General features: G+C 70.1%; 19 protein-coding genes and 1 pseudogene. 9 read left to right on the top strand and 11 right to left on the bottom strand.

Annotation, left to right across the window (positions count from 1 at the left end; translation table 11 throughout):
• Positions 1-590 precede the first annotated feature (590 nt).
• On the top strand, positions 591-1,409 hold the full coding sequence (locus ACWD3O_RS28130) for a replication-relaxation family protein (protein WP_451417895.1): 819 nt from the start codon (positions 591-593) through the stop codon (positions 1,407-1,409).
• A gap of 325 nt (positions 1,410-1,734) precedes the next feature.
• On the opposite strand, the gene ACWD3O_RS28125 is transcribed toward ACWD3O_RS28130, so the two are convergent.
• Positions 1,735-2,700 (bottom strand): hypothetical protein, encoded by a 966-nt coding sequence (locus ACWD3O_RS28125; RefSeq protein ID WP_451417817.1) that lies wholly within the window; start codon positions 2,698-2,700, stop codon positions 1,735-1,737.
• Between the two features lie 438 nt (positions 2,701-3,138).
• Between ACWD3O_RS28125 and ACWD3O_RS28120 the strand changes: the two genes are divergently transcribed.
• A complete protein-coding gene (locus tag ACWD3O_RS28120; RefSeq protein ID WP_451417816.1) occupies positions 3,139-3,870 on the top strand; it encodes a hypothetical protein in 732 nt (243 codons plus the stop codon).
• A gap of 122 nt (positions 3,871-3,992) precedes the next feature.
• Here ACWD3O_RS28120 and ACWD3O_RS28115 read toward each other — a convergent pair whose 3' ends face one another.
• On the bottom strand, positions 3,993-4,472 hold the full coding sequence (locus ACWD3O_RS28115) for a hypothetical protein (protein ID WP_451417815.1): 480 nt from the start codon (positions 4,470-4,472) through the stop codon (positions 3,993-3,995).
• Positions 4,473-4,644: 172 nt separating this feature from the next.
• On the opposite strand from ACWD3O_RS28115, the gene ACWD3O_RS28110 reads away from it, so the two are divergent.
• Together ACWD3O_RS28110 and ACWD3O_RS28105 are read left to right on the top strand one after the other, a co-directional pair.
• Positions 4,645-5,436, top strand: coding sequence for a DUF4145 domain-containing protein (locus ACWD3O_RS28110; RefSeq protein ID WP_451417814.1), 792 nt, complete (start codon positions 4,645-4,647; stop codon positions 5,434-5,436).
• 64 nt (positions 5,437-5,500) lie between these two features.
• A complete protein-coding gene (locus ACWD3O_RS28105; protein WP_451417813.1) occupies positions 5,501-5,776 on the top strand; it encodes a hypothetical protein in 276 nt (91 codons plus the stop codon).
• A gap of 55 nt (positions 5,777-5,831) precedes the next feature.
• Here ACWD3O_RS28105 and ACWD3O_RS28100 read toward each other — a convergent pair whose 3' ends face one another.
• From ACWD3O_RS28100 to ACWD3O_RS28080, 5 genes are all read right to left on the bottom strand, one after another.
• Positions 5,832-6,086 carry a hypothetical protein gene (locus tag ACWD3O_RS28100; RefSeq protein ID WP_451417812.1) on the bottom strand — a complete coding sequence of 85 codons (255 nt, stop codon included), beginning with the start codon at positions 6,084-6,086 and terminating at the stop codon, positions 5,832-5,834.
• 432 nt (positions 6,087-6,518) lie between these two features.
• Positions 6,519-6,806, bottom strand: a complete 288-nt coding sequence (locus ACWD3O_RS28095) for a hypothetical protein (RefSeq protein WP_451417811.1) — start codon at positions 6,804-6,806, stop codon at positions 6,519-6,521.
• Positions 6,806-7,156, bottom strand: a complete 351-nt coding sequence (locus ACWD3O_RS28090; RefSeq protein ID WP_451417810.1) for a helicase associated domain-containing protein — start codon at positions 7,154-7,156, stop codon at positions 6,806-6,808. Before ACWD3O_RS28090 ends, ACWD3O_RS28095 begins: the two co-directional genes overlap by 1 nt.
• Positions 7,157-7,282 carry a hypothetical protein gene (locus ACWD3O_RS28085; protein WP_451417809.1) on the bottom strand — a complete coding sequence of 42 codons (126 nt, stop codon included), beginning with the start codon at positions 7,280-7,282 and terminating at the stop codon, positions 7,157-7,159.
• 193 nt (positions 7,283-7,475) lie between these two features.
• On the bottom strand, positions 7,476-8,138 hold the full coding sequence (locus ACWD3O_RS28080; protein WP_451417808.1) for an HNH endonuclease family protein: 663 nt from the start codon (positions 8,136-8,138) through the stop codon (positions 7,476-7,478).
• A gap of 291 nt (positions 8,139-8,429) precedes the next feature.
• Here ACWD3O_RS28080 and ACWD3O_RS28075 point away from each other — a divergent pair, with 291 nt between their 5' ends.
• The gene (locus ACWD3O_RS28075; RefSeq protein WP_451417807.1) at positions 8,430-8,732 is read left to right on the top strand and encodes a hypothetical protein; all 303 of its coding nucleotides are present in this window, start codon (positions 8,430-8,432) and stop codon (positions 8,730-8,732) included.
• 114 nt (positions 8,733-8,846) lie between these two features.
• Positions 8,847-9,434: a hypothetical protein gene (locus ACWD3O_RS28070; RefSeq protein ID WP_451417806.1), complete on the top strand. Its 588-nt coding sequence runs from the start codon at positions 8,847-8,849 to the stop codon at positions 9,432-9,434.
• A 95-nt stretch (positions 9,435-9,529) separates the two neighbouring features.
• On the opposite strand, the gene ACWD3O_RS28065 is transcribed toward ACWD3O_RS28070, so the two are convergent.
• Both ACWD3O_RS28065 and ACWD3O_RS28060 read right to left on the bottom strand, forming a co-directional pair.
• Positions 9,530-9,784, bottom strand: a complete 255-nt coding sequence (locus tag ACWD3O_RS28065; protein ID WP_451417805.1) for a hypothetical protein — start codon at positions 9,782-9,784, stop codon at positions 9,530-9,532.
• On the bottom strand, positions 9,781-10,872 hold the full coding sequence (locus ACWD3O_RS28060) for a helix-turn-helix domain-containing protein (protein ID WP_451417804.1): 1,092 nt from the start codon (positions 10,870-10,872) through the stop codon (positions 9,781-9,783). The genes ACWD3O_RS28065 and ACWD3O_RS28060 overlap by 4 nt, the downstream gene beginning before the upstream one ends.
• A gap of 1,505 nt (positions 10,873-12,377) precedes the next feature.
• Between ACWD3O_RS28060 and ACWD3O_RS28055 the strand changes: the two genes are divergently transcribed.
• A complete protein-coding gene (locus tag ACWD3O_RS28055) occupies positions 12,378-13,640 on the top strand; it encodes an AlbA family DNA-binding domain-containing protein (protein WP_451417894.1) in 1,263 nt (420 codons plus the stop codon).
• A 351-nt stretch (positions 13,641-13,991) separates the two neighbouring features.
• On the opposite strand, the gene ACWD3O_RS28050 is transcribed toward ACWD3O_RS28055, so the two are convergent.
• Both ACWD3O_RS28050 and ACWD3O_RS28045 read right to left on the bottom strand, forming a co-directional pair.
• A complete protein-coding gene (locus tag ACWD3O_RS28050) occupies positions 13,992-16,088 on the bottom strand; it encodes an Ig-like domain repeat protein (RefSeq protein ID WP_451417899.1) in 2,097 nt (698 codons plus the stop codon).
• Positions 16,089-16,335: 247 nt separating this feature from the next.
• Positions 16,336-16,576 (bottom strand): annotated as a pseudogene (locus ACWD3O_RS28045) (helix-turn-helix domain-containing protein); the annotation flags it as partial.
• A 66-nt stretch (positions 16,577-16,642) separates the two neighbouring features.
• Here ACWD3O_RS28045 and ACWD3O_RS28040 point away from each other — a divergent pair.
• On the top strand, positions 16,643-17,401 hold the full coding sequence (locus ACWD3O_RS28040) for a DEAD/DEAH box helicase family protein (RefSeq protein ID WP_451417803.1): 759 nt from the start codon (positions 16,643-16,645) through the stop codon (positions 17,399-17,401).
• Positions 17,398-18,420: a hypothetical protein gene (locus ACWD3O_RS28035; RefSeq protein WP_451417802.1), complete on the top strand. Its 1,023-nt coding sequence runs from the start codon at positions 17,398-17,400 to the stop codon at positions 18,418-18,420. Before ACWD3O_RS28040 ends, ACWD3O_RS28035 begins: the two co-directional genes overlap by 4 nt.
• Positions 18,421-18,471: the final 51 nt, after the last annotated feature.

Here is an 18,471-nt window from a genome sequence, read left to right as displayed (position 1 = left end):
CCTCAGACCGTTCCGACAGCACCAGACTCCGCTGAATGGGGCCATCCCAGACCGGAAAAGTGGGGCCAAAACAAAGCGTTAAAGCCAGAATCGGGACTGCAAAGGTCAAACCGTGCCCCCTTGTCCAGGATGGTCGGCCCAAGCACGAACCCGGCCATGACCCCTTGACCACCTCTGCTACCGCCCTGACCGCTGCCGTGTTTCTCCTGGACAGGGCCACGGTTAGACCGCGGTCAAGGGGGTCCCCTGCACGGTGGTCCCGGCCCGTGCTGCAGATCCGTGTGCGGGCCGGACGACTGCCGACCCGTCCGCATGGCTGGAGAGAAGCCGAGGACACGATGACCACCGATCCCACCCCGCACACCCCGCCGACCCCGGCGGGCACCGCCGCGACAGCGAGCCCCGCACCGGGACCTGCTGCGAGCCCCGCTCTCAGCCCCCGCAGCCCCACGCCGCCATCTGGCCGTTGTCGCAGGCCACACCCCTTGTCCGCCCGTCCAGGACGGCTGCAACTCCTCTTCTCCTAACACGAATGTGTTTGGAGAAGCGTCTCGCGCCCGCAGCCGGCCGCGGCGAAGGCCGGCGCGGACCTGCAGGGCGAGGTCCTGATCACCCTCGCCCGGCTGCGCCTGGCCACACCCCGCCAGCTTAAGGCGCTGCTGCTGCCCCACCAGCAGGGCACCGACCACCTCCGCCGCGCGCTGCGCAATCTGCTCGCCGGGTCCCTGGTCGGCCGGACCCACCGTGCCCAGCAGAGCTACTGGTACTGCACCCCGGCCGGACTCGCCGAAGCCGCCGCCTCCGGCGAACTCGCGCCGACCACCGGCCGGACCACGGGCAAGCGCGTCGCGGCCAGCAAGAGGGGCCTGCGCGAGCACGGCCTCGCCCTGGTTGACACCGTCATCGCCTTCTACCAGCCCGAGGCGGCCGACCCTGCCGACTGGCGGGTGGAAGCCACCCACTCCACCCCGGCCGGGAACCTCATAGCCGACGCCGTGGTGCTCCTGGCCGACGGCTCCAGTGCCTTCGTGGAGATCGACCGCACGATGTCCTACGCCGGCCTGCTCGCCAAGCTGGAACGCTACGACGCCTACCGTGGCGCCCCGCCGTCCGGACGCGGCAACGCCGCCCGCGTCCCGCGCTCCCACTGGCAGGAAACCTATGCCGGGCGGTCGCTGTACCGGCCCTTCCCGCCGCTGCTGTTCGTCTTCGCCCCCGCCCCACGCCGCGCCGCACCGGCGACGAAGGAAGCCGTCTTCCACGACCGCGCCCGCCCGAACTGGCGGATCACCGTGGCGACGACGACCCTGTCCCTGCTGACCGCACACGGACCGGACCGCCCGGTGTGGCGGGTCATCGGCCACCCGGAAACGCGGCGGCCCCTGACTGCGCTGCCCAGGCCGCGGTGAGCACAGCGGGCCCGGCCCGAGGGGAGGCCGGGCCCAGACGCCTCCTTCGCTTCCAGAACTGGAGTCGGCGGAGAAGCTCAAGCCGATGGAGTGAGGGGCCCGCCCTCGGCGTGGCTGAGGAGCGGCCCAGGTCCGGCTGCCCGGCTGCCCGGCGGCCAGGGACGGCGGGGGACTGCGGCCAGCGGGACAAGACCGACTAGGAGCAAGCCTGACCGGGGCACCGAGGGCCAAGACCAGAAGCCCGGCCGGGGCCAGGCGGCGTTCAAGCGCCGGCCTCCAGTACGCGCACAGCCCGTCCGCTGCACGCAGGCATCACGCGCACCTGCTACGAGCGGCCTGTCTCCTGCGGCGCCTGGAGGTCTTGCACCAGGGAGCGCAGATTGACGTGAACCGTGGCTCGCGGGGTGTTGAGTCTGCGGGTCGCCTGCTGGAGGAAGGCTCCGGTCTTCCTCTCGGCGACGACATGGTCGGCATAGCCTGCGGCGCAAGCGAGGTAGAACAGGTCGTTGAGATCGTTGCGGACCCACTCGTCCGATGCGTTGCGCAAGCGGGCCTGGGTAACCTCCAGCACGCCGCCATTGAAGGGCATGCGAGCGAAGAAGTCGATCACCGTCTTCTCGTTCAGGTGAGTGGAGAAGTCCTCGCTGTTGACGCCAGCTGTCTGGAGGGCCTGGGCGAGGTCCCTGCTTTGATCGTTCAGCATGTGTGTGGCCGTCACCAGGCGTATGTCGCGATCTGCTGGATGTTCCCGCATGTACTGGGCGAGCGTAGAGAGGGTGGCGGCCCATCGCTCGATGACCGCGGTGCTGGCGGCTAGCTCTTCGGGAGAGAGTGTTTCTTCCAGCAGGGTGCTTGCCCAGGCCATCCGCCAGGGGAGGTCCTCGGGGCGAGGCGAGGGGGTCGGCGCGGGGGTGCCGATGGAGGGCGGCGTGTAGTCGAAGAAGGGAGAGTTCGCTGCGGTGGTGAACACGTCCGTTGCCGTCAGCTTCGGTCCGCTGACTGCGCCCACCAACTCGTACCGCCGGACGACCAGCGGACTGAGCATGTGCCACCCTCCGTAGCCGTCCAGCATGGCCCGTGCGAGCCGACGGCGGCTGGGCTTCAAGCCAGCACGAGCGGTCTCGACGAGGTGGGCCATTGACAGCGGCAACCGGACCTGCCCTGAGTCAGCCAACTCCCACAACACAGCGGCGGCTTCGAGTTCCTCGGCCTTTTGAATCTTCTCGGGCGCAAAGCGTGCCTGCGCCATCGTGATCCAGTGATTCTGATCCAGGTAGATGACCTTGGACACTGCGCCTCATCTCCGGTGGGTCTGGGATGCCCTGTGCTGGGTGCACAGGACAGACCAGCAGGGCTGCCGTCGGGTTGTACGGTTCCTTCCTCCGCTCTGCGTCACGCGCCTTCGACGCGCTGCCGGCCACACCAGAGCTGAAGCGGATGGCGGGCAGAACAACGCGCAGCTAACGGTCGGGCACGGTTCCGCTTGATCCACGCGCCGAACCGCTGGACTCGAAGCCGAAAGCGTGCGGCGCGTCGCGTGATCTGCTCGGTGCGGTCCGCTACTGTCCTGTCCGACAGGCCAGGGACGGCCTGGAGGCGAGCGAGCCGCCCGGGCGGACTTGTGGGTGCCTTGAGGGTGGGATGCCCAGTCCCGCACCACACACTTCCAGGTAACCGTGCAGGCATTCCTTCACGGCTGCCACCCGGGGGCAGCCGGAGCAAGAACCCCATGCCGCACACGACCGATAAGCGGATCAGCAAGGAACTCGCGGACCTCCTTTACCTGGGACGACTCCAGGCGAAGGGCGGTCGGCCCAGCCTGGACGCCACCGACCGCGGACAACTGGCCTTTCAAGCACTGCTCTTCGAGTGCCTGATGAGCAACCGGGAGCACCCGCACCCCCTGGAACAGCCGGGAAGGTCTGCGATGGCCAGCATCAGCGGCTACCTGAACGCCATCTGCCACCAGCCCGGCCACCTGGAGATCCACACCAACACGGCCTGCCGCGTCGCCAGCCGGATCCTCCCCTACCTCCACGAAGACCACGGCCTGTGTGGCATCCCCGGCCTCCGCGTAATCGACACCACCTGCCGTCGAGTGCGACTGCACCACCTCCCCACAGGAGCGCGCCTCGAACTTGTGGACTCAATGCGCTGGCGTGACATGAAGATCGCGCGCATGATCTTCCGGCAGGAGACCAGATGGCATGAAAGAGATGGGCGATCGCCGCTGTGGCGGAACCACGCTCTCACCAACGAGGAAGCTGCACACCATGCGCGCTGGAGATACACCGCCAGCGCACCGCTACGCAGCGCTCTCCTGATGCGCTCGATGCCGCTCTGGTACCGATTCGACCTGAGCCTCGCCTGGATCACCGGCCATCCCATCCCACCCGACCAGACCGGCTCGTCTGGAACGCTGACTCCGACACCGAACACGATCAAGTGGTCGAGCTGCTGACGCGATCCGCCGCCCGCATCCCAGGAGCCGTCTACCGCGAAAAGACGCCCTCCTTCGGGACCATTCAGCTCGGCTCCGCAACTGCACAGCTCATCAGCAACTACTAGATCGCCAGCGGCACCTCAACGGTCAGCCTGCTTCCGCAGGAAGCGGCGCTCCTTGAACCGTCGACGAACCTGCCACCAGCGGGCGGTGTAGGCAAGATCCTCTCGGCAGATGTCCAGGAACGCATCTCGGGCGGCCACCACGGCCTCAACTTGCCGCTGGAAGCGGCCGGCATTCTTCTCATTCAGGTCTAGGTCGCCGGTCGCGGCGACAAGGATCTCCGCAGCGGCGATGACATGCACGCTGCCACACAGCCGCACGCCTTGCAGTGCCCCGATGAGTTCGCTACTGAGTTCCCAAGCCTGTGGCAGCTGCCCCAACAGCACCTTGTTCGCCGCGCGCCCGGCCTCACGGCGCAGGTGAGCGAACTGGTAGGAGTAGCCGAACGACCGGGCGGAGGCGTCCAACAGCCGCCGGTACGCCTCCGCCCGGTCCTCGTTGCTGCCCAGCCGAGGCACGCCTGCGGGCCGGTACCGTCCGATCAGAGCACTGGCCACACTTCCTGTTGCCCTGATGCCGGCAGCGGCTACACCCGGCGTTATGAAGGTCATACCCGGTTCTACCACTTGCAGGTCCTGGCATCGGCGCGGTGTTGAAGAGCAGACACTCGCCCAGGCGGTCGATGGAAATTGGGAGCGTGGTGGCTTCGCCGGGTGAAAGCATTGGCCAATGAGTGAGCGCAGCCGTGTCACGATGGAAGACATTGATACTCGCACGCCGACGGGTGAGTGCCCGAACTGCCAACTGAACGTGGCGTTCAACCATCTCAGCCGACGCGAAGTGTGGCCGACTCTAAAGGAAAAGCCCTTCGGCGCCGCTCGCTCAGGTGCAGATTTCAACGGCACCACCGCCGTCCCAGCCCCGCGACCCCAGAGCGACGTCTTCCGCGTCGTCGAGCACATCCTCGCCTGCCAGAAGTGCGGGAAGACCGCCATAGTGCACCAGCACTGGGGCCTGGACCTGCCCACGACTGGCGATGACGAAGCCATCGCCGCAGCCATCAAGAACAAGGCGTCCAAGCCCCGGTTCCTGATCCTCGTGCATCCTCGTCGGACGGCACAGACCCTCGATCCAGCAGCCCCACAGGAAGCCCGAGACCTCTTCGGCGAGGCCACGAGGTGCCAGGAAGCTGGCGCGCTGCGGGCAGCGGCAGCGATGTACCGAGCGACTGTCGAAGAGCTCTGCAAAGACCGAGGGGCCACCGGTCGGAACCTCAAGGAAAAGATCGCTGACCTGACCAACAAAGGCGTGCCAGCTGACGTCGTCCGCGATCTTGACGAGGCACGGACACTCGGCAACTGGAGTCTGCACGATGGATTGGCCTTCTCCTACGAAGAGGTGGATGACGTGGCTTCACTGATCCAAGAAGCCGTATTCGTCGTCTACGTTCAGCCCGAACAACGCGCTGCCCTTCGTGCAGCGCGCCAACAACGCCGCCGCCAGGCACGCACCGGGGCATGACGCAGCACAGACGGCGGGTAAGAAGGCTTTAGCCCGGCCACTGCACCACACCGGGTGCCGACCGATGGCCTTCCCTGCCCTGGACCGGGCCGACTCGCTCATCGGCTCGGTCCAGGGCACGCTGGAAGGCGTGAGGAGTGCGCCGATCATCGTGCAACGGCCTTCCAGCGAGGGCGGCCGGAGGGGCACCGTGCACAACAGCGGCCGGGACGAGATCCTCGGCGCCGCCTACAGCGACCGCGATGAGGCCGCCAGCATCACCGAACCGGATGCGGTCCTGGACCACCCGCAGTGGGTGGAGTGGCGCGGTGCCCCCGCCCACGAGTTCAGCGTCACCTGATGCCCGAGAAGGGCGGTGGGGCAAGGCGCAGGTGCACCTGGCCCCACCGCGCGGGTCAGCCGATCAGCTTGTGCAGTACGGGGACGCTGATGCCGAAGGCACCCAGACCCGTGGCGACGGCTGTGGGCACGGACTTGTCGTGGAGGAACATCAGGCCGCCCATGACGAGGCCGCTGATGATGGCCGCCAGGAACACCACGGCGGCGTGCACCGACAGCAGCGGTGGCTCCGACGGTATTCCTGCGTCGGCCGGTTCGGGCGGTTCGGGCCGGGCGGACGTGGGGGAGTGCGGGTGGGGGTCCCGAGCCATCGGGAGTCTCCTAGAAGGCGGGGGGCAGGGTTCGGCGGACACCCATATGGATGTCGTCCGCGGGGTGTACGCCGCGCGGTCGGCGTTCCTGCTGCGGCTCTCTGCCTGAGAGCGCCCCTGCAGGGTCGAAGCCCTGTCTGAGTTCAGAGTAGCGGTGACCGGTGCGGGGGGTTCCCCTGGGCGTCTGGCGGTTAGTCATTGGTACTGCCTCCGGCGTTAGTTCGTAGGACGGGCGGACAGTGACAGGTCTCAGGCGCTTGCGTCTCGTCGTGCCGGGCACGGCCCCCTCCACCTCATAGGGCGGCAAGCCCGACCCCGGACACCAGCGGCCGGGAAGGAAGTTCCCGGGGCATGGCGAAGGCCCGGACGCCTGGCCCGGGCCTTGCCCTGTCGAACCTTTATTCGCCAGTAAGGTAGTCGGTGACCTTGTGTCTACTCGTGCTGTCCTCGGACGCGGTTGGCGGCCCAGTCCGGATCTCGCACAGGCATGGGCGCCTGCGCCTCGCGGGCCGGGGAGCGCAGGATGCGCCAGCTGGCGCTCGGCTCGGTGACGGCGTGGACCAGGACGACGACGGCCTGCCGCGCACTGCCGCCCTGGACCCACGCTCCGGTGAAGCGGACCTGATCGGCCGCCCAGTCGCCCAGGCGCCGCCACGGACGCAGCCGCCCGAGCAGATAGCCGGCCACGAGCTCCACGGCCGCGGTCACGGCGACGACCATCACGACCACCGCATGCCGATGGCTGACAGCAGCTCCGCTCGCTCCGGCGTCAGCGTCACCGCCCGGGAGCGCTGGTTCCCGCTCCAAGCACTGAGCTTGAGTTCCCGTTCCTCCTGGCCGTGGCTGCCGTGGACGGTAAGGCGCTCGATGTGCTTCCGGGGCACTCGAAGGTGCCCCTCGCGCTCGTAGAACTGCTCGGCGGCCTCGTAGTTCAGCATCCATTTGTCGGCCTGTGTACGGCGCGGCGGCGGCTTCTCGTCCTCGCCGGCGGGTTCGATCCCGAGGACCTGCTCGCACAGCCACTGCTGCACGGTCGTGAGCTTGTCCCAGCCGAGCCGGACCGTCCGCACCTACCGACCGAGGTCCTCGCCCTGGAGCACGACCTCGCCCGGCACCATGGGCAGCGGGTGGCCGGCCTTGAGGTGCTGGCGCACGAGGTGGAAGCACCGCTGCCACTCCACGGCCAGGCAGGGCACCAGGACGGGTCGATGTCCTCCAACTGCTCGCGCCGTGCGTCCGTGAGTGCTGTCGGCGGTTGGTACGCGGCCCCGGCGGCCGGAGAACGACCAGGAGCCGACCGGGGGCGGCCGGTTCCGCCCGGTCGGGGCCGGACAGGACGCCCTGCCCGACCCGCCGCTGATGCTCCCGGTCGGCGTTCGACGTTCGGCGTTACGCCGGTTCGTAGGTGACGCTGCTCGTCGTGCAGCCGGCCGCCAGCTCCTGGAGCTTGGCCTGCTCGGCCTGGTCGACGGTGAGGCTCCAGCGGAGCTTGGTGGCGGTCCACTCGGCCACGTACCGGCACACCGCTCCGGTGGCGGGCGGCAGCCACTGGGACGGGTCCTGGTCCGCTTTGGAGCGGTTCGAGCGTGCGGTGACGGCGACGAGGCTGGTGGCCTGGCCGAGGTCGTTGGCGTAGGCCTCCCGGCGTGCGGCGGTCCAGGCGGAGGCGCCGGAGTCCCAGGCCTCGGCGAGCGGCACCATGTGGTCGATGTCCAGTCCTGACGCGGCGTCGACGACGGTCTGGTCGTAGTAGGACAGCCAGCTGCCGCCTGTGAGCGCGCACCGGGCACCAACTTCGGGCGCGGTGACGGCCTCGGCCAGGAGGACCTCGTTCCTCGTGTTGCATCCGTCGGCCGGGTCGGCGCCGGCGTTCCAGTGCTTGAAGGCGGTGCGGGTGTAGCCGTCCCGGGACTCGGCGGTCACCGGCAGGCGGTTGACCGCCTCCTGGACGGGCAGCACGACGGGCTCGGCCGCGTGCGCGGGGACGGTCGACAGGACGGGGGCGAGCGCGAGGGAGAACGCGGCCACGCCGCGCGCGAGATACTTGATCACGCAAGCTGGAATAGCGCACTGGCCGGAGTCGCCCAGCCGGATGCCGACCGCTGTCCCCCCAGCGAGTGAACGGCTTCACCCCCAGAGCGAGCAGCGGTCACGGGCAGGTAACCCATCCAGGAGCAGGCCGGGCCCGACGAGAACGACAACCCGCCCTCGACCAGGCCCACCTTGCACTCACCGCCCCGGCCAAGACGACGGTGACGACCAGCCGGCTGCCCGCGCCGCCCTGTCCCGCAGCAGGCCACCCGTCCCGCTCACGATGTCGGTGGCGGCTGCCAAGCTGAGCGCATGGACCGCGATGACGAACGGCTGCGGCTGGGCCGTCGGGTCTACGGCGCCGACCACGACGATCCCGACCCCGGCCCCCGGCCGGACCGCTCCTACGCCGAGCTGGTCGGCGGCCCCCTCGACGGACTGCTGCTAGACATCGACGGCTGGTCCGCCGAGGACATCGACGACGGTGTCGCCCTGAGCACCGAGCTGACCCGGTGGCCCGGCGGCCGCGCCCTGTACGACCCGCGGCCTGGCGAGCCCCGCGGGCCCGGGCCCGGCGTCGTCTGCCGCCTCCACCACTCCGGCGACACCCCCTGACCACCGCACCCTGCCGGCGCTGTCTCCCAGCCCGGGCTTGCCGGTTCACCTCCGGTGGATGGTGCGGGTGCGCCATGCTGGCGGCAGCAGCGGTACGAACGGCGGGGAGGCAATGTGGGGATATCGCGGGTCGACGAGCCGGACCGCCGGTGCGTACTGCCCGGTGACGTCTCCTGGCTGCTCGAGGTGCAGTACCTGGAGCAGCGCGTCCTCCCTGCCCTGGCCCGGGCTGCCATGGTTGCTGCGGACCGGTTCGACGAGGACGCGTTCGTGATGCCGGGCGAGACCTACCTGGCGGTGGCGGACATCCTCGGCCGCCTGGCCGAGGAACTGCTGCCCGGCGCCGGCGCCGAGGACGGCCTCGTCCTGCTGTTCCTGCGCTCGTGGGAGCTGGACTACCTCTGGCAGGTCCTCACGGTCCTCCGCCGCGCACAGGCTGGCGACCCCGACGCCGCGGAGGTCCGCGAGCTGCTCCACGACGTCGGGTTTGGACTCGACCGGAGCGTCGAGCAGATGGTCGGGGATCTGCAGCGGGTGGTGGCGGTGCTGACGCTGGACATCCCGGCCGTGCGGACGCTGGCCGACGCGATCCTCACCCGCAGCATGCCCGTCGGGCTCGGCGTCGCCCCGCCCGACCAGGCCGCCGTGCGCGAGGCTGTGGTAGGGGTGCGCGCGGTCTGGTCGGCGGCCGGCCTGCGCTGACCGCCGCCGGCCAGCTGCTGCCGGAGGGCTGCAACCTTCCCCCGGGACCACGGGACGCTTCCGCGGCCCGCAGCCAGCGGCGCCGGACGGAGGGGTCACCCGGCTGGCGCGGTCACCGGGTTCGGTGAGGGCACCGGTGAGGGGTGCTGCTGTGTGGTGGGTGCCGGGGCGGCCAGGAGGACGCACAGGACGGCGAAGGCGGCAGCCGCGGCGGTGATGGCGGCCGCCAGGTCGCCGTTGCGGCGGGCACCCGCCGCGTCGGTGGTCGCTGTCGAGCGGAACACCCACAGGCCGATCAGCACGCTGACCGTGAAGACGACGCCGACGACGGGGCTGATGTGGAAGGTCACCGGGGGTTGTTGTCCTTGCTGGTGTCGGCCGCGGGCACGGCCGGGGTCTTGGTGGTGGCGTAGGCGAGCGTCCACAGCGGGAATGCGGTGTCGGGGTCGCCGCCGAGCGCGGTGACGAACCGGCTGACGGCCTCCCACGGCAGGAGGCGCTTGTCGCGGATGTCGCTGACGACCTGGACGTCGCCGCCGCCCATCGACGCGATCTGCCGCACCGTCGGCCGGCCGGCCGCGAGGTGGAGTCCCTGCAGGAGGTCGTGGAGGGTGGAGGGCTGGTTCGGCGGGTCTCCGGCGGGCGTTTCCTCCTGGACGCTCTCCGAGCGGGCCGCCTCCTCCCACAGGGTCCGGATGGCGGGCACGTCGCCCCCGCACGCCACCGTGATCCGGCGGGTCGCCGCCCAGGAGGGGCGGCGCTTGCCCGCGACCACCTTCGACAGGTAGGAGGGGTGCACCCGCGCCCGGGCCGCGAGGTCCTGGCGGGAGAGCGGCTCCCCGCCCTCGGCACCTCGCAGTGAGGCCGCCTCGACCAGCTCGCCGAGCGCCTGCGCGAGCAGGAGCGCGGGATCCGTGGGCGGCTCCGGCCGGGGAGCGGGCCGGACATCGGGACGGCGTGCTTCCCGCGCGGCGCCGTCGATGCCGCGCCGCGGCTGCGGCCTCGGCGCGGCCAGGCGGCGGCTGATCGCGGCCGCGGTGTGGTGGCGGGCGAAGACCGTGGGGCTCACCTTCATCTGCGCGGCCATCTCCTTCGCGGAGGCGCCGGAGCGCCGGGCCTGCTGGATGAGGGCGTCCCGCAGCAGCGGCTCGGTGTGCAGGTGGATGTCGGTGAGCATGCCCAGGGCTTCCAGCGCGTGCCCGCCGCGCGCCCGGACGGCGAGTTCCTCGGCCGCGCGCGCGTACTCGGCGGCCAGGCTCTGCGTCAGCCACGCGATCTCGTTGTACGGGGTCCGGCCGGTTTCCCGCCGCGCGGCGCGGCCGCAGGCCTCGCTGCAGTACTGGCGGGGCCGTCCCGCTCCGGCGGGCGGAAGCAGCGGCGTCCCGCAGCGCCGGCACCGCGCAGAGGCATAGTCATCTTCGGCTATGCGACTAGTCAATCTGGGGCTCCATGGAGGGTGAGGCGCTCACGGAAATTGCTGTGTCGGCAATTCCGGAAAGTCATGCAGGGTATGACGCTGGTATATGCCGCAGGCTTTGGGGTGTGCAGATCGAAAGGTGCGGCGGGGGGTGTGCCCCGGCGCGGGAAACGCTTCTCCGGGTAAGGGGGAGTTCCGGCCACGTGCCGATTACCAGCCGACTCGACGCACGGGGGCGCGGAGCGGGTCCGGAAAGCGCCCCCGCCGTCCACCGGTCCGGCACCACGGAAAACCGGAGCCGGCAGGCGGGCGGCCAAGGCCGGCGGCGCTGCCGGAGACGGTGCAACACGCCTGGCCTGACCAGGCACGCGGCCTCGCGGGGCGGGCATGTGCTCAGTATGATTCCCCTGTCTGACCGAGGAGCTCTGCACCTCGGACGGGGCTTGCGAACAGGGCCGCACTTGGCCTCCCAGAAAATGGGCGCGAGAAATCGACAGCGGAACCCCGGCCTCCTGGCGACCAACCTCGGCCGGGGTTCCACCCCGGAACCTACATCCTTTCGACGCTTCACCGGTCCCCGGTGTCCGCATATTGATGTCTTGGCGATTTAAGGCTTAACGCCGACCAGCGCGCCGGTCATGTCTGATGAACTCTGATCGGATATGAAAACCTGCAGTCCAAATTCTGACGTATTTCCGGCAACTGCTGCCGCACCGCCTTCAAGACGTCAACACACACAAGCCCCGGGCCGGCCTTCGGCCAACACCCCGAGGGCCCCCGCTCCTCGACGGAGCTTCCGGACCGGCCAGCCCTCGCGACACGCCAGGTGCACCTCCCGCCCCCTACGACTCCTCGTCGCACTCCCCGCACGCTCCCCGCTCGCAGCCCTCCACCCTTGCCGGACACCAGCGCTGGACTGCACCGATGACGACACCCTGTGGCTCGCACCGCAGAGCACCGGCTGGGGCCCAGGGCTACGGCTGCCACGCCCTGACCGCTCTCGTCGACGTCCTCCTCGACGACATCTCCGCCCCCGTCCGTCAGCCTGAGGTCCCCGGACGCCCCGCGCACCCTGTTCGAGCTGCTCCGCGACACCCCCAGGGACTCAGCCGCCCACGCGCGCCCAGCTTTTCACCGTCAGGGCCGGCTGACCGCGAGGCCGCCGCTACTCGGACAGCACGAGCGAGGAGCGGCGCCGCCCTCGAGCTGCTGCGGCCCGGTGCGCGCCGCCCCCGGATCCTCCAGCCGTCCGCGGCCGCACCCTGGGACACGGCTGCCGGCACCCCGGAAGGCGCGTGCGCGCAGCTGTGCCCGCAAGCCGCCTCGCCCTGGGGTGCCTTCCGGTCTCCGCGGTCTTCTGCCCGGTGCCGTAGCACCCGGTCCGTGTCCCCTCTTCACCGCGGGCCGCGGCCAGTTGAGCCGCCGTCCGAACCCCGGCGGCCCTTCGGGCCCCTGGCGGGCGCGGCCGTATCCTGGCCGCCTCTCCTGACCAAAGCCACGAGAAGCGGGGCCGCGCCGTGACGTCGATGTACTTGTCCTCCGACAACCCCCGCTGGGCGCCGAAGACCGAGGCGGACCTCCAGGCCGCCATCGACGGCGGCTGGCTGGAGGAGGGCCACCACCTCGACCTCAAGGAGGCCTGCCCCTCCACGAAGGGCGCCAACAAGGAGATGGCCCGCGACCTGGCCTCGTTCGCCGTCCACGGCGGCACCCTGATCTTCGGTGTGCGGGAGGACAAGACCAACCGCGTCTTCGAACTCGCTCCGCAGCCTTTGCACGGCCTGCCGGAGAAGGTCGAACAGATCGCCCGCGCTATCCCGGACCCGGCGCTGCACGTCATCACCGAGACGATCGACGCGGCCGCCGGTGACGGCACCGGCTACCTCGTCGTCCACGTACCGGCCAGCCCCGCAGCCCCCCACATGGTCGACAACCAGTACTACGGGCGCGGCGACAAGACCAAGCACCGGCTCAGCGACGCCGAGGTCGTCGCCCTCCACGCCCGCCGCCGGACCACCGAGACCGACGGCCTGGCCCTGCTGCGCAAGGAGATGGACACCGACCCGCTGCGCGACGTCGGCACCGAGTCCCACCTCTTCCTCATCGCCCAACCCACCGCAGGCCGCCGCGACATGTGCCTGCCGCTGACCGGTGCCCCCGACTGGGCTGCCCGCCTGCGAGGTCTGATCCAGCGCGTCCACGACGACACCCAGCTGCGCCAGGCGCTCGGCGGTCGCGGCTTCGCCCCGGACCTCGACAACCTCCACCTGGCCAACCGGCGTGCCAGGGGAGTAGCCCTGACCACCGCTGGCCTCGACGCCGGCCGCGTCCACGTCCCCGGCGCCGCGTATGCCGAGCAGGTCCTCGAGCTCCAGCTCTTCGAGGACGGGGGCCTGCGCCTGCTCATGACCCGCCTCTCCGACGCCGTCCGCACCCCCTACAGCCCGCCCGGGGAGGACGAGCAGGTCATCTTCGACACCGCGGCCGTCCTCCTCACCCGCCATGTCCTGCAGTTGCTGCGCCTGCTCGCCGACGAGGTCGGCTACCACGGCGGCTGGATCCTCGCGGCCGGCGCGACCCGGCTCCGCGGCCGCCGCCGTCACGTCTCATCCGGCTTCCCCGCCGACAACCGCTACAGCGACGACACCTACGAGGAAGCCACCGCCGTCACCCTGGCCGAACTGCAGCAGGCAGCCGGCGCCGTGACCCGCCGCCTCCTCGGACCCCTGCTGCGCTCACTGGACTCCGAGGAGATCTTCGCCAAGGCACTGAGCGACAACGTCACGTGACCTGCTGGCCGGCCGCCGGATCCCCGGCCGGACCTCACCGGACCGGTGTGTGCTCCGCCCGCCGACGCGGCGGCCGCCTGCCCGGCTGTCACCCGTTACGTCTTCGGCCCGGCATAGGTGCGCGCCCGCACGCCGACCTCGCGCCGCTGCGCTTCCACCTCGGCGGCACCGCTCATCGGTCGTCACATCAGCCGCCTGCGTGACGCCGTTTGTTCGAAAGTCCCTTATGCGACTGCCGGACCCCGGGAGACGTTCCTTGTCCTCAAGGTCCGCGAGATGCGCCAGTGCCCCCAACGGCGCGACGCCGCGCCCTGGACTGGGGCACGGCGTCGCAGCGGTCGTTCGAACAGATCAGTTGGTGAAGTACAGGTACTTCCAGGATCCGTGTGTCGTGGTGTTGACGTCGTCGCCGGACGGGTCATTGATGTAGCTCGTCCGGACGCGCGCCTTGGTGCCGGCCTTGCCAGGCGTACCGGTGTTGACGGTGACCTTGCCTGTCGAGCTGAGTTCGAAGTACCCCGTGGCGGTGCGGCGCCAGGCGCCGTCGCTGTACACCTGGTACTCGTACCACACCTCGCGGCGCGGGTAGTAGCTCATCGTGGTGCTGACGAGCGCGTCCTTGGTCTTGCGGAACCAGTAGTAGTTGTGCGAGCCGACATAGCCGGTCTTGTAGTGACCGGAGACGCTGTTGGAGATGCTGACCTTCGCGTAGCCGACCGACTTCACCGTCTTCGGCGCGTACTTGGTGTCGCCTTTGAACACGGCGGTGACCGTGGTGTCGCGCTTCATGTCGACGACCGCGGAGATGTTGCCACTGGAGTTGACCTTGCCGGTCTTGATCAGCTTGTTCGGCTTGTCGGAGCCGTACGGGTTGGCCCAGATCTCGACCGTGCGGTTGGAGTACGTCTTGCCCAGGTGGGCGGTGAACGTGACGTCCTTGCCGTACGAGTACACCTTGCCGTTGTTGTTCAGCGTCAGCGTCGGCGTGGCACGTGGCACGACGACGGTGTCGGTCTTGGAGACCGCCGTGTGGGCGGCGTCGCCCGCGTAGGCGACGCGGTAGACGACGTTGTCGCCGGTCGGCGGGGTGTCGCTGAAGCTGAACGTGCCGTCCGCCTTGGCCGTCACGCTCGGCAGCGCCTTGCCGCTGGGGCTCGCCACGTCGGTGCGGGTCACGGTCAGCCTGACGCCGGTCGGCAGCGGCTCCGTCGCCGTGATCTTGCCGGTGACCGTCAGCTTGGTGCCGATGGTGCCCTTGGCAGGGGCGTTCACGGTCAGTGTCGGTGTGTTGAGGTTGGCACCGGTGTACGTCGTCAGGGTGTAGGAGCCGTACGAGCCGACCAGGGCGAAGAGCCGGGAGGAGTCGCCCCACACCAGGTCGGCCGCCTCGCCGTCCATGTTGATGGTGCGCAGCGGCATGGTGCCGTTCGGCCTGAAGACCGAGATGGTGCTGAACAGGTTGAGGTAGTCGTAGGTGTAGTTGGCGACGGTGCCCTGGGCGTTGACGTCCGCCCGCCACCCGCTGGCCGGGTATTCGCCGGCCGCGTAGAACTCGCCGTTCGCGTACGCGTCCCGCTGCCGGCCGGCGACGAGCAGCTGCGCGTGGCCGGGGACCAGGTCGAGGTCGGTGATGTAACCGGTCAGCGAGTGGTCGCCCTGATGGTAGGCGATCTTCTCCGGAGTGCCCGACGAGACGTCCAGCACCGTCATGGAGCCCGAGTCGACGTTGGTCTCGCCCACGGCCAGAAGGCCGGGGGAGGACGGGACGGTGTCGACAATGGCCGCGCCGTCCCAGCCGCCGCCGGGCAGCAGCTCGAGCCGGACGGGGCCATCCGCCGCGGCGGCTGCCGCGGCGAGCGTTGCCGGGCCCGCTGGAGCAGTGGGCTCCGCGGTAGGCTCAAGCGTCGGCTCGGCGGTCGCCTCCGCTGTCGGTATCACGGTCGGCTCGGTGGGCTGCGGGGTCGGATCAGCCGCCGGGGCCGGGGCCCAGTCCGGGTCGATCGAACCCAGGTTGCCGCTCGACTGGTGGATGTAGGTGAACCAGACCCTGCCCGCGGAGAAGGCGACATCCTGAGGACCCGCGTCGGCGGAGATCGACCACCGGTGCTTGACCGCGAGCGTGCCCGCGTCGAGAGCAATGACCTCCCGGCTCGCAGGGGCCGCGGCGTAGAGCGTGGCACCGTCGTCCGACAGCGCGAGACCGCAGACGCTGGGGATGTCGTAGACGCGCTTGACCAGGTTGCCGGACCAGTCGGCGACAGCGACGCTGCCATTGACGGGGTCGCCCACGAAAACGCGCTGGTGTGCCGCGTCGGCCACCAGGCCACCGCCGGAAGTGGTGACGGTCGTTGCGGCGGCCGAGGCGGTGTCGGCCGCCGCAACGGTCAGTGCTGCCGAGCTGAAGAGGACGGCGAGAGCCGTCGCGGTGGAGATGCCGCGTCCACGCACAGGTGTTACCCCCAGAGGAAACCCGGTGATCGCCGGGCGCGAGGATCGCACGAGAACACGCGTGACATCGCCCTCGAGACGGGCGCACGGCACGCGGGGCGCGACTGCCAGGGGGAAGCATATGTCGTGTCTGGGACAAGCGCTTCACCGGTTTCCCCTCAGGGCTCAGCCCTCCTCGTGCTCCTTCTCGGCGGGGAGCCGTCTGCGGTGCAGTGGCGCTTTCGCGGGGTGCTCCGGCGCCGTCGGTACGCGGGTAGAGCTTGCCGAGCTGCTCCAGCAGGCGCGCGTACGCCTCCCGTTCCGGCGGCCGCGGTTCGCTCCCGCCCGACTCCCAGCCGCCGATGGTCGCCCGCCGTACACCCAGTGCGGCCCCGACCTCGTCCAGGGGCAGGGCGTGGGCCTGGCGCAGCCGTTTGCGTTCGGCCGGCGGCGGCAGGGGCGGAGCGGGATGCGACCAGCGCGTCGACCGCGTCGAACAGCTCGGACATCCCCACTGCCCCTGCCGCCCCCGGGATCACCGTCCAGGGGTGGCCGCTTCGGGAACAACTGCTGCGATGACCGTGACGGAACTGCCGGGCCTCGGCCGCCCCGAGCGCCGGAGCCTGTTTCCCGACCAGGTGGAGGCGATGCAGCGGCTCGCACGTCAGCTGCGCAGCGCTGGAACGCGGGGCCTGTTCGTGTCGGCGACGGGCACCGGCAAAACGCTGGTGTCCATCCGGACGGCGGACGAACTCGGCGCGCGGCTCGTGCTGTTCGTGGTGCCCACCCTGTACCTGGCCGCCCAGACCGCGCTGGCCTGGCGCCGCGACGGACACCGCGAGCACATGGTGATCGTCTCCTCCCTGGACGCCGCAGGCCGCGACCCTGGTGGCCGCCCGTGTGATGTCCACCGGCGACCCGCACGCGCTGGGCGGGCTGATGTCGGTGGTGGGCCAGGGGGAGGACCAGATCCCGGCGCTGACGGTGATCTGCACTCACGAGTCCCTGACCAAGATCGAGGAGACGCAGCACAGCGGGTTCGACGTGCCGCCGTTCGACCTGGCGATCATGGACGAGACGCACCGCATCGCGGGCCGCGCCGACAAGAAGTGGGCGATCGCCCACAACAACCAGCGCACCCGGGCGGACCGCCGCCTCTCCATGACCGAAGTTCGGGGGCGGCGAAGAGGACGTTTCTTCACCTCCGGACCGCCGACACCCCGCCCGAGATACCCGCCTGGCAACAGCAGGGCTGCGCTCCAGGTCAGGCCCTGGCCAGAGTGTCGGCGTCCTGTGCTTGGATGCGTCACCGTTGCCGGAAGAGGAGCACATGACACGTACGACACCATCGCGGCCGCTGGACATCGCCGAAGCGTTTCCGGAGCTGGCAGGCATGAGCAAGGTGGCCACCCGGCTTCACCCACGCCCGGGAGCGCCGACGGTCCACGACAGCTCGGTGGGCGGGCCGCTGCTGTGGCCCGCCGACGAGCCCTGGCCGGAGGGTGAACCATGGCTCCAGCACTACCGGCCTCTGCCGACTCCGGCAGAGGTGCGCGAACGGCGGGCCCTGCTGACCCAGGCATGGGCGCGACCGCGAAGACCGCGGGAGAGCCTGCTGACCGCACAGGAAGAGGCGGTGATGGAACGGCTGACAGCCGGGCACGATCCACAACTGCTGCCGGCCGGACCGCAGCCGCTGATTCCGCTTGCCCAGCTCTACGCCCGCGACGTGCCCACACTGCCCTTCCCGGAGGGCAGGGACCTGCTGCAGGTGCTGTGGGCACCGTCCTTCGACATCGAAGGAAGCTCAGCCAACGTGCAGTTGCGCTGGCGCACGGCCTCCCAGGTCCAGGAAGTCCTGCACACCCCTGCCGAACCCGCCTACGTTGAATGCGACAACCACCTGCCGGAGCCGTGCCTGCTCCACCCCGAACCGGTGCGTGAATTCCCCCCTCACCAGGAACTCGACGAGGATCTCAGCGACCGTCTCGAGACCTGGTGCGCGCAGCGTTCGTTGAGCTACCACTTCGACCTGTCCGTCGCGCCCGGCTGGAAGGCGGGCGGATGGCCGGCCCCCTTCACCTTCCGCGATCCGGCCGACCCCGACGAACTGTGCTGCGGCGAATGCGGCGGACCGGTGGACGCGCTGCTCACCGTCGACGGCAACGAGTGGCACGGGGGCGCCGTCAGCTGGCGCCCCCTGGAAGCGGGACCGGACGCGGAAGAGCCGGCCGGAGCGCCGTACAGGACGTTGCGCGAACCCACCATGATCACTATCGGGCGCGGCTACACCTTGCAGCTCTACAGCTGCATCGACACACCATCCCACCTACCGCGCACGATCATGCAGTAGCGCGAGGCACACCTCCTCCGGCCCCGTGCTGGTCCCTGCTCCGCCAGCGCC

This window comes from Streptomyces sp. NPDC002640, from assembly GCF_053592575.1.
This window is presented reverse-complemented; position numbering and strand designations above follow the sequence as displayed.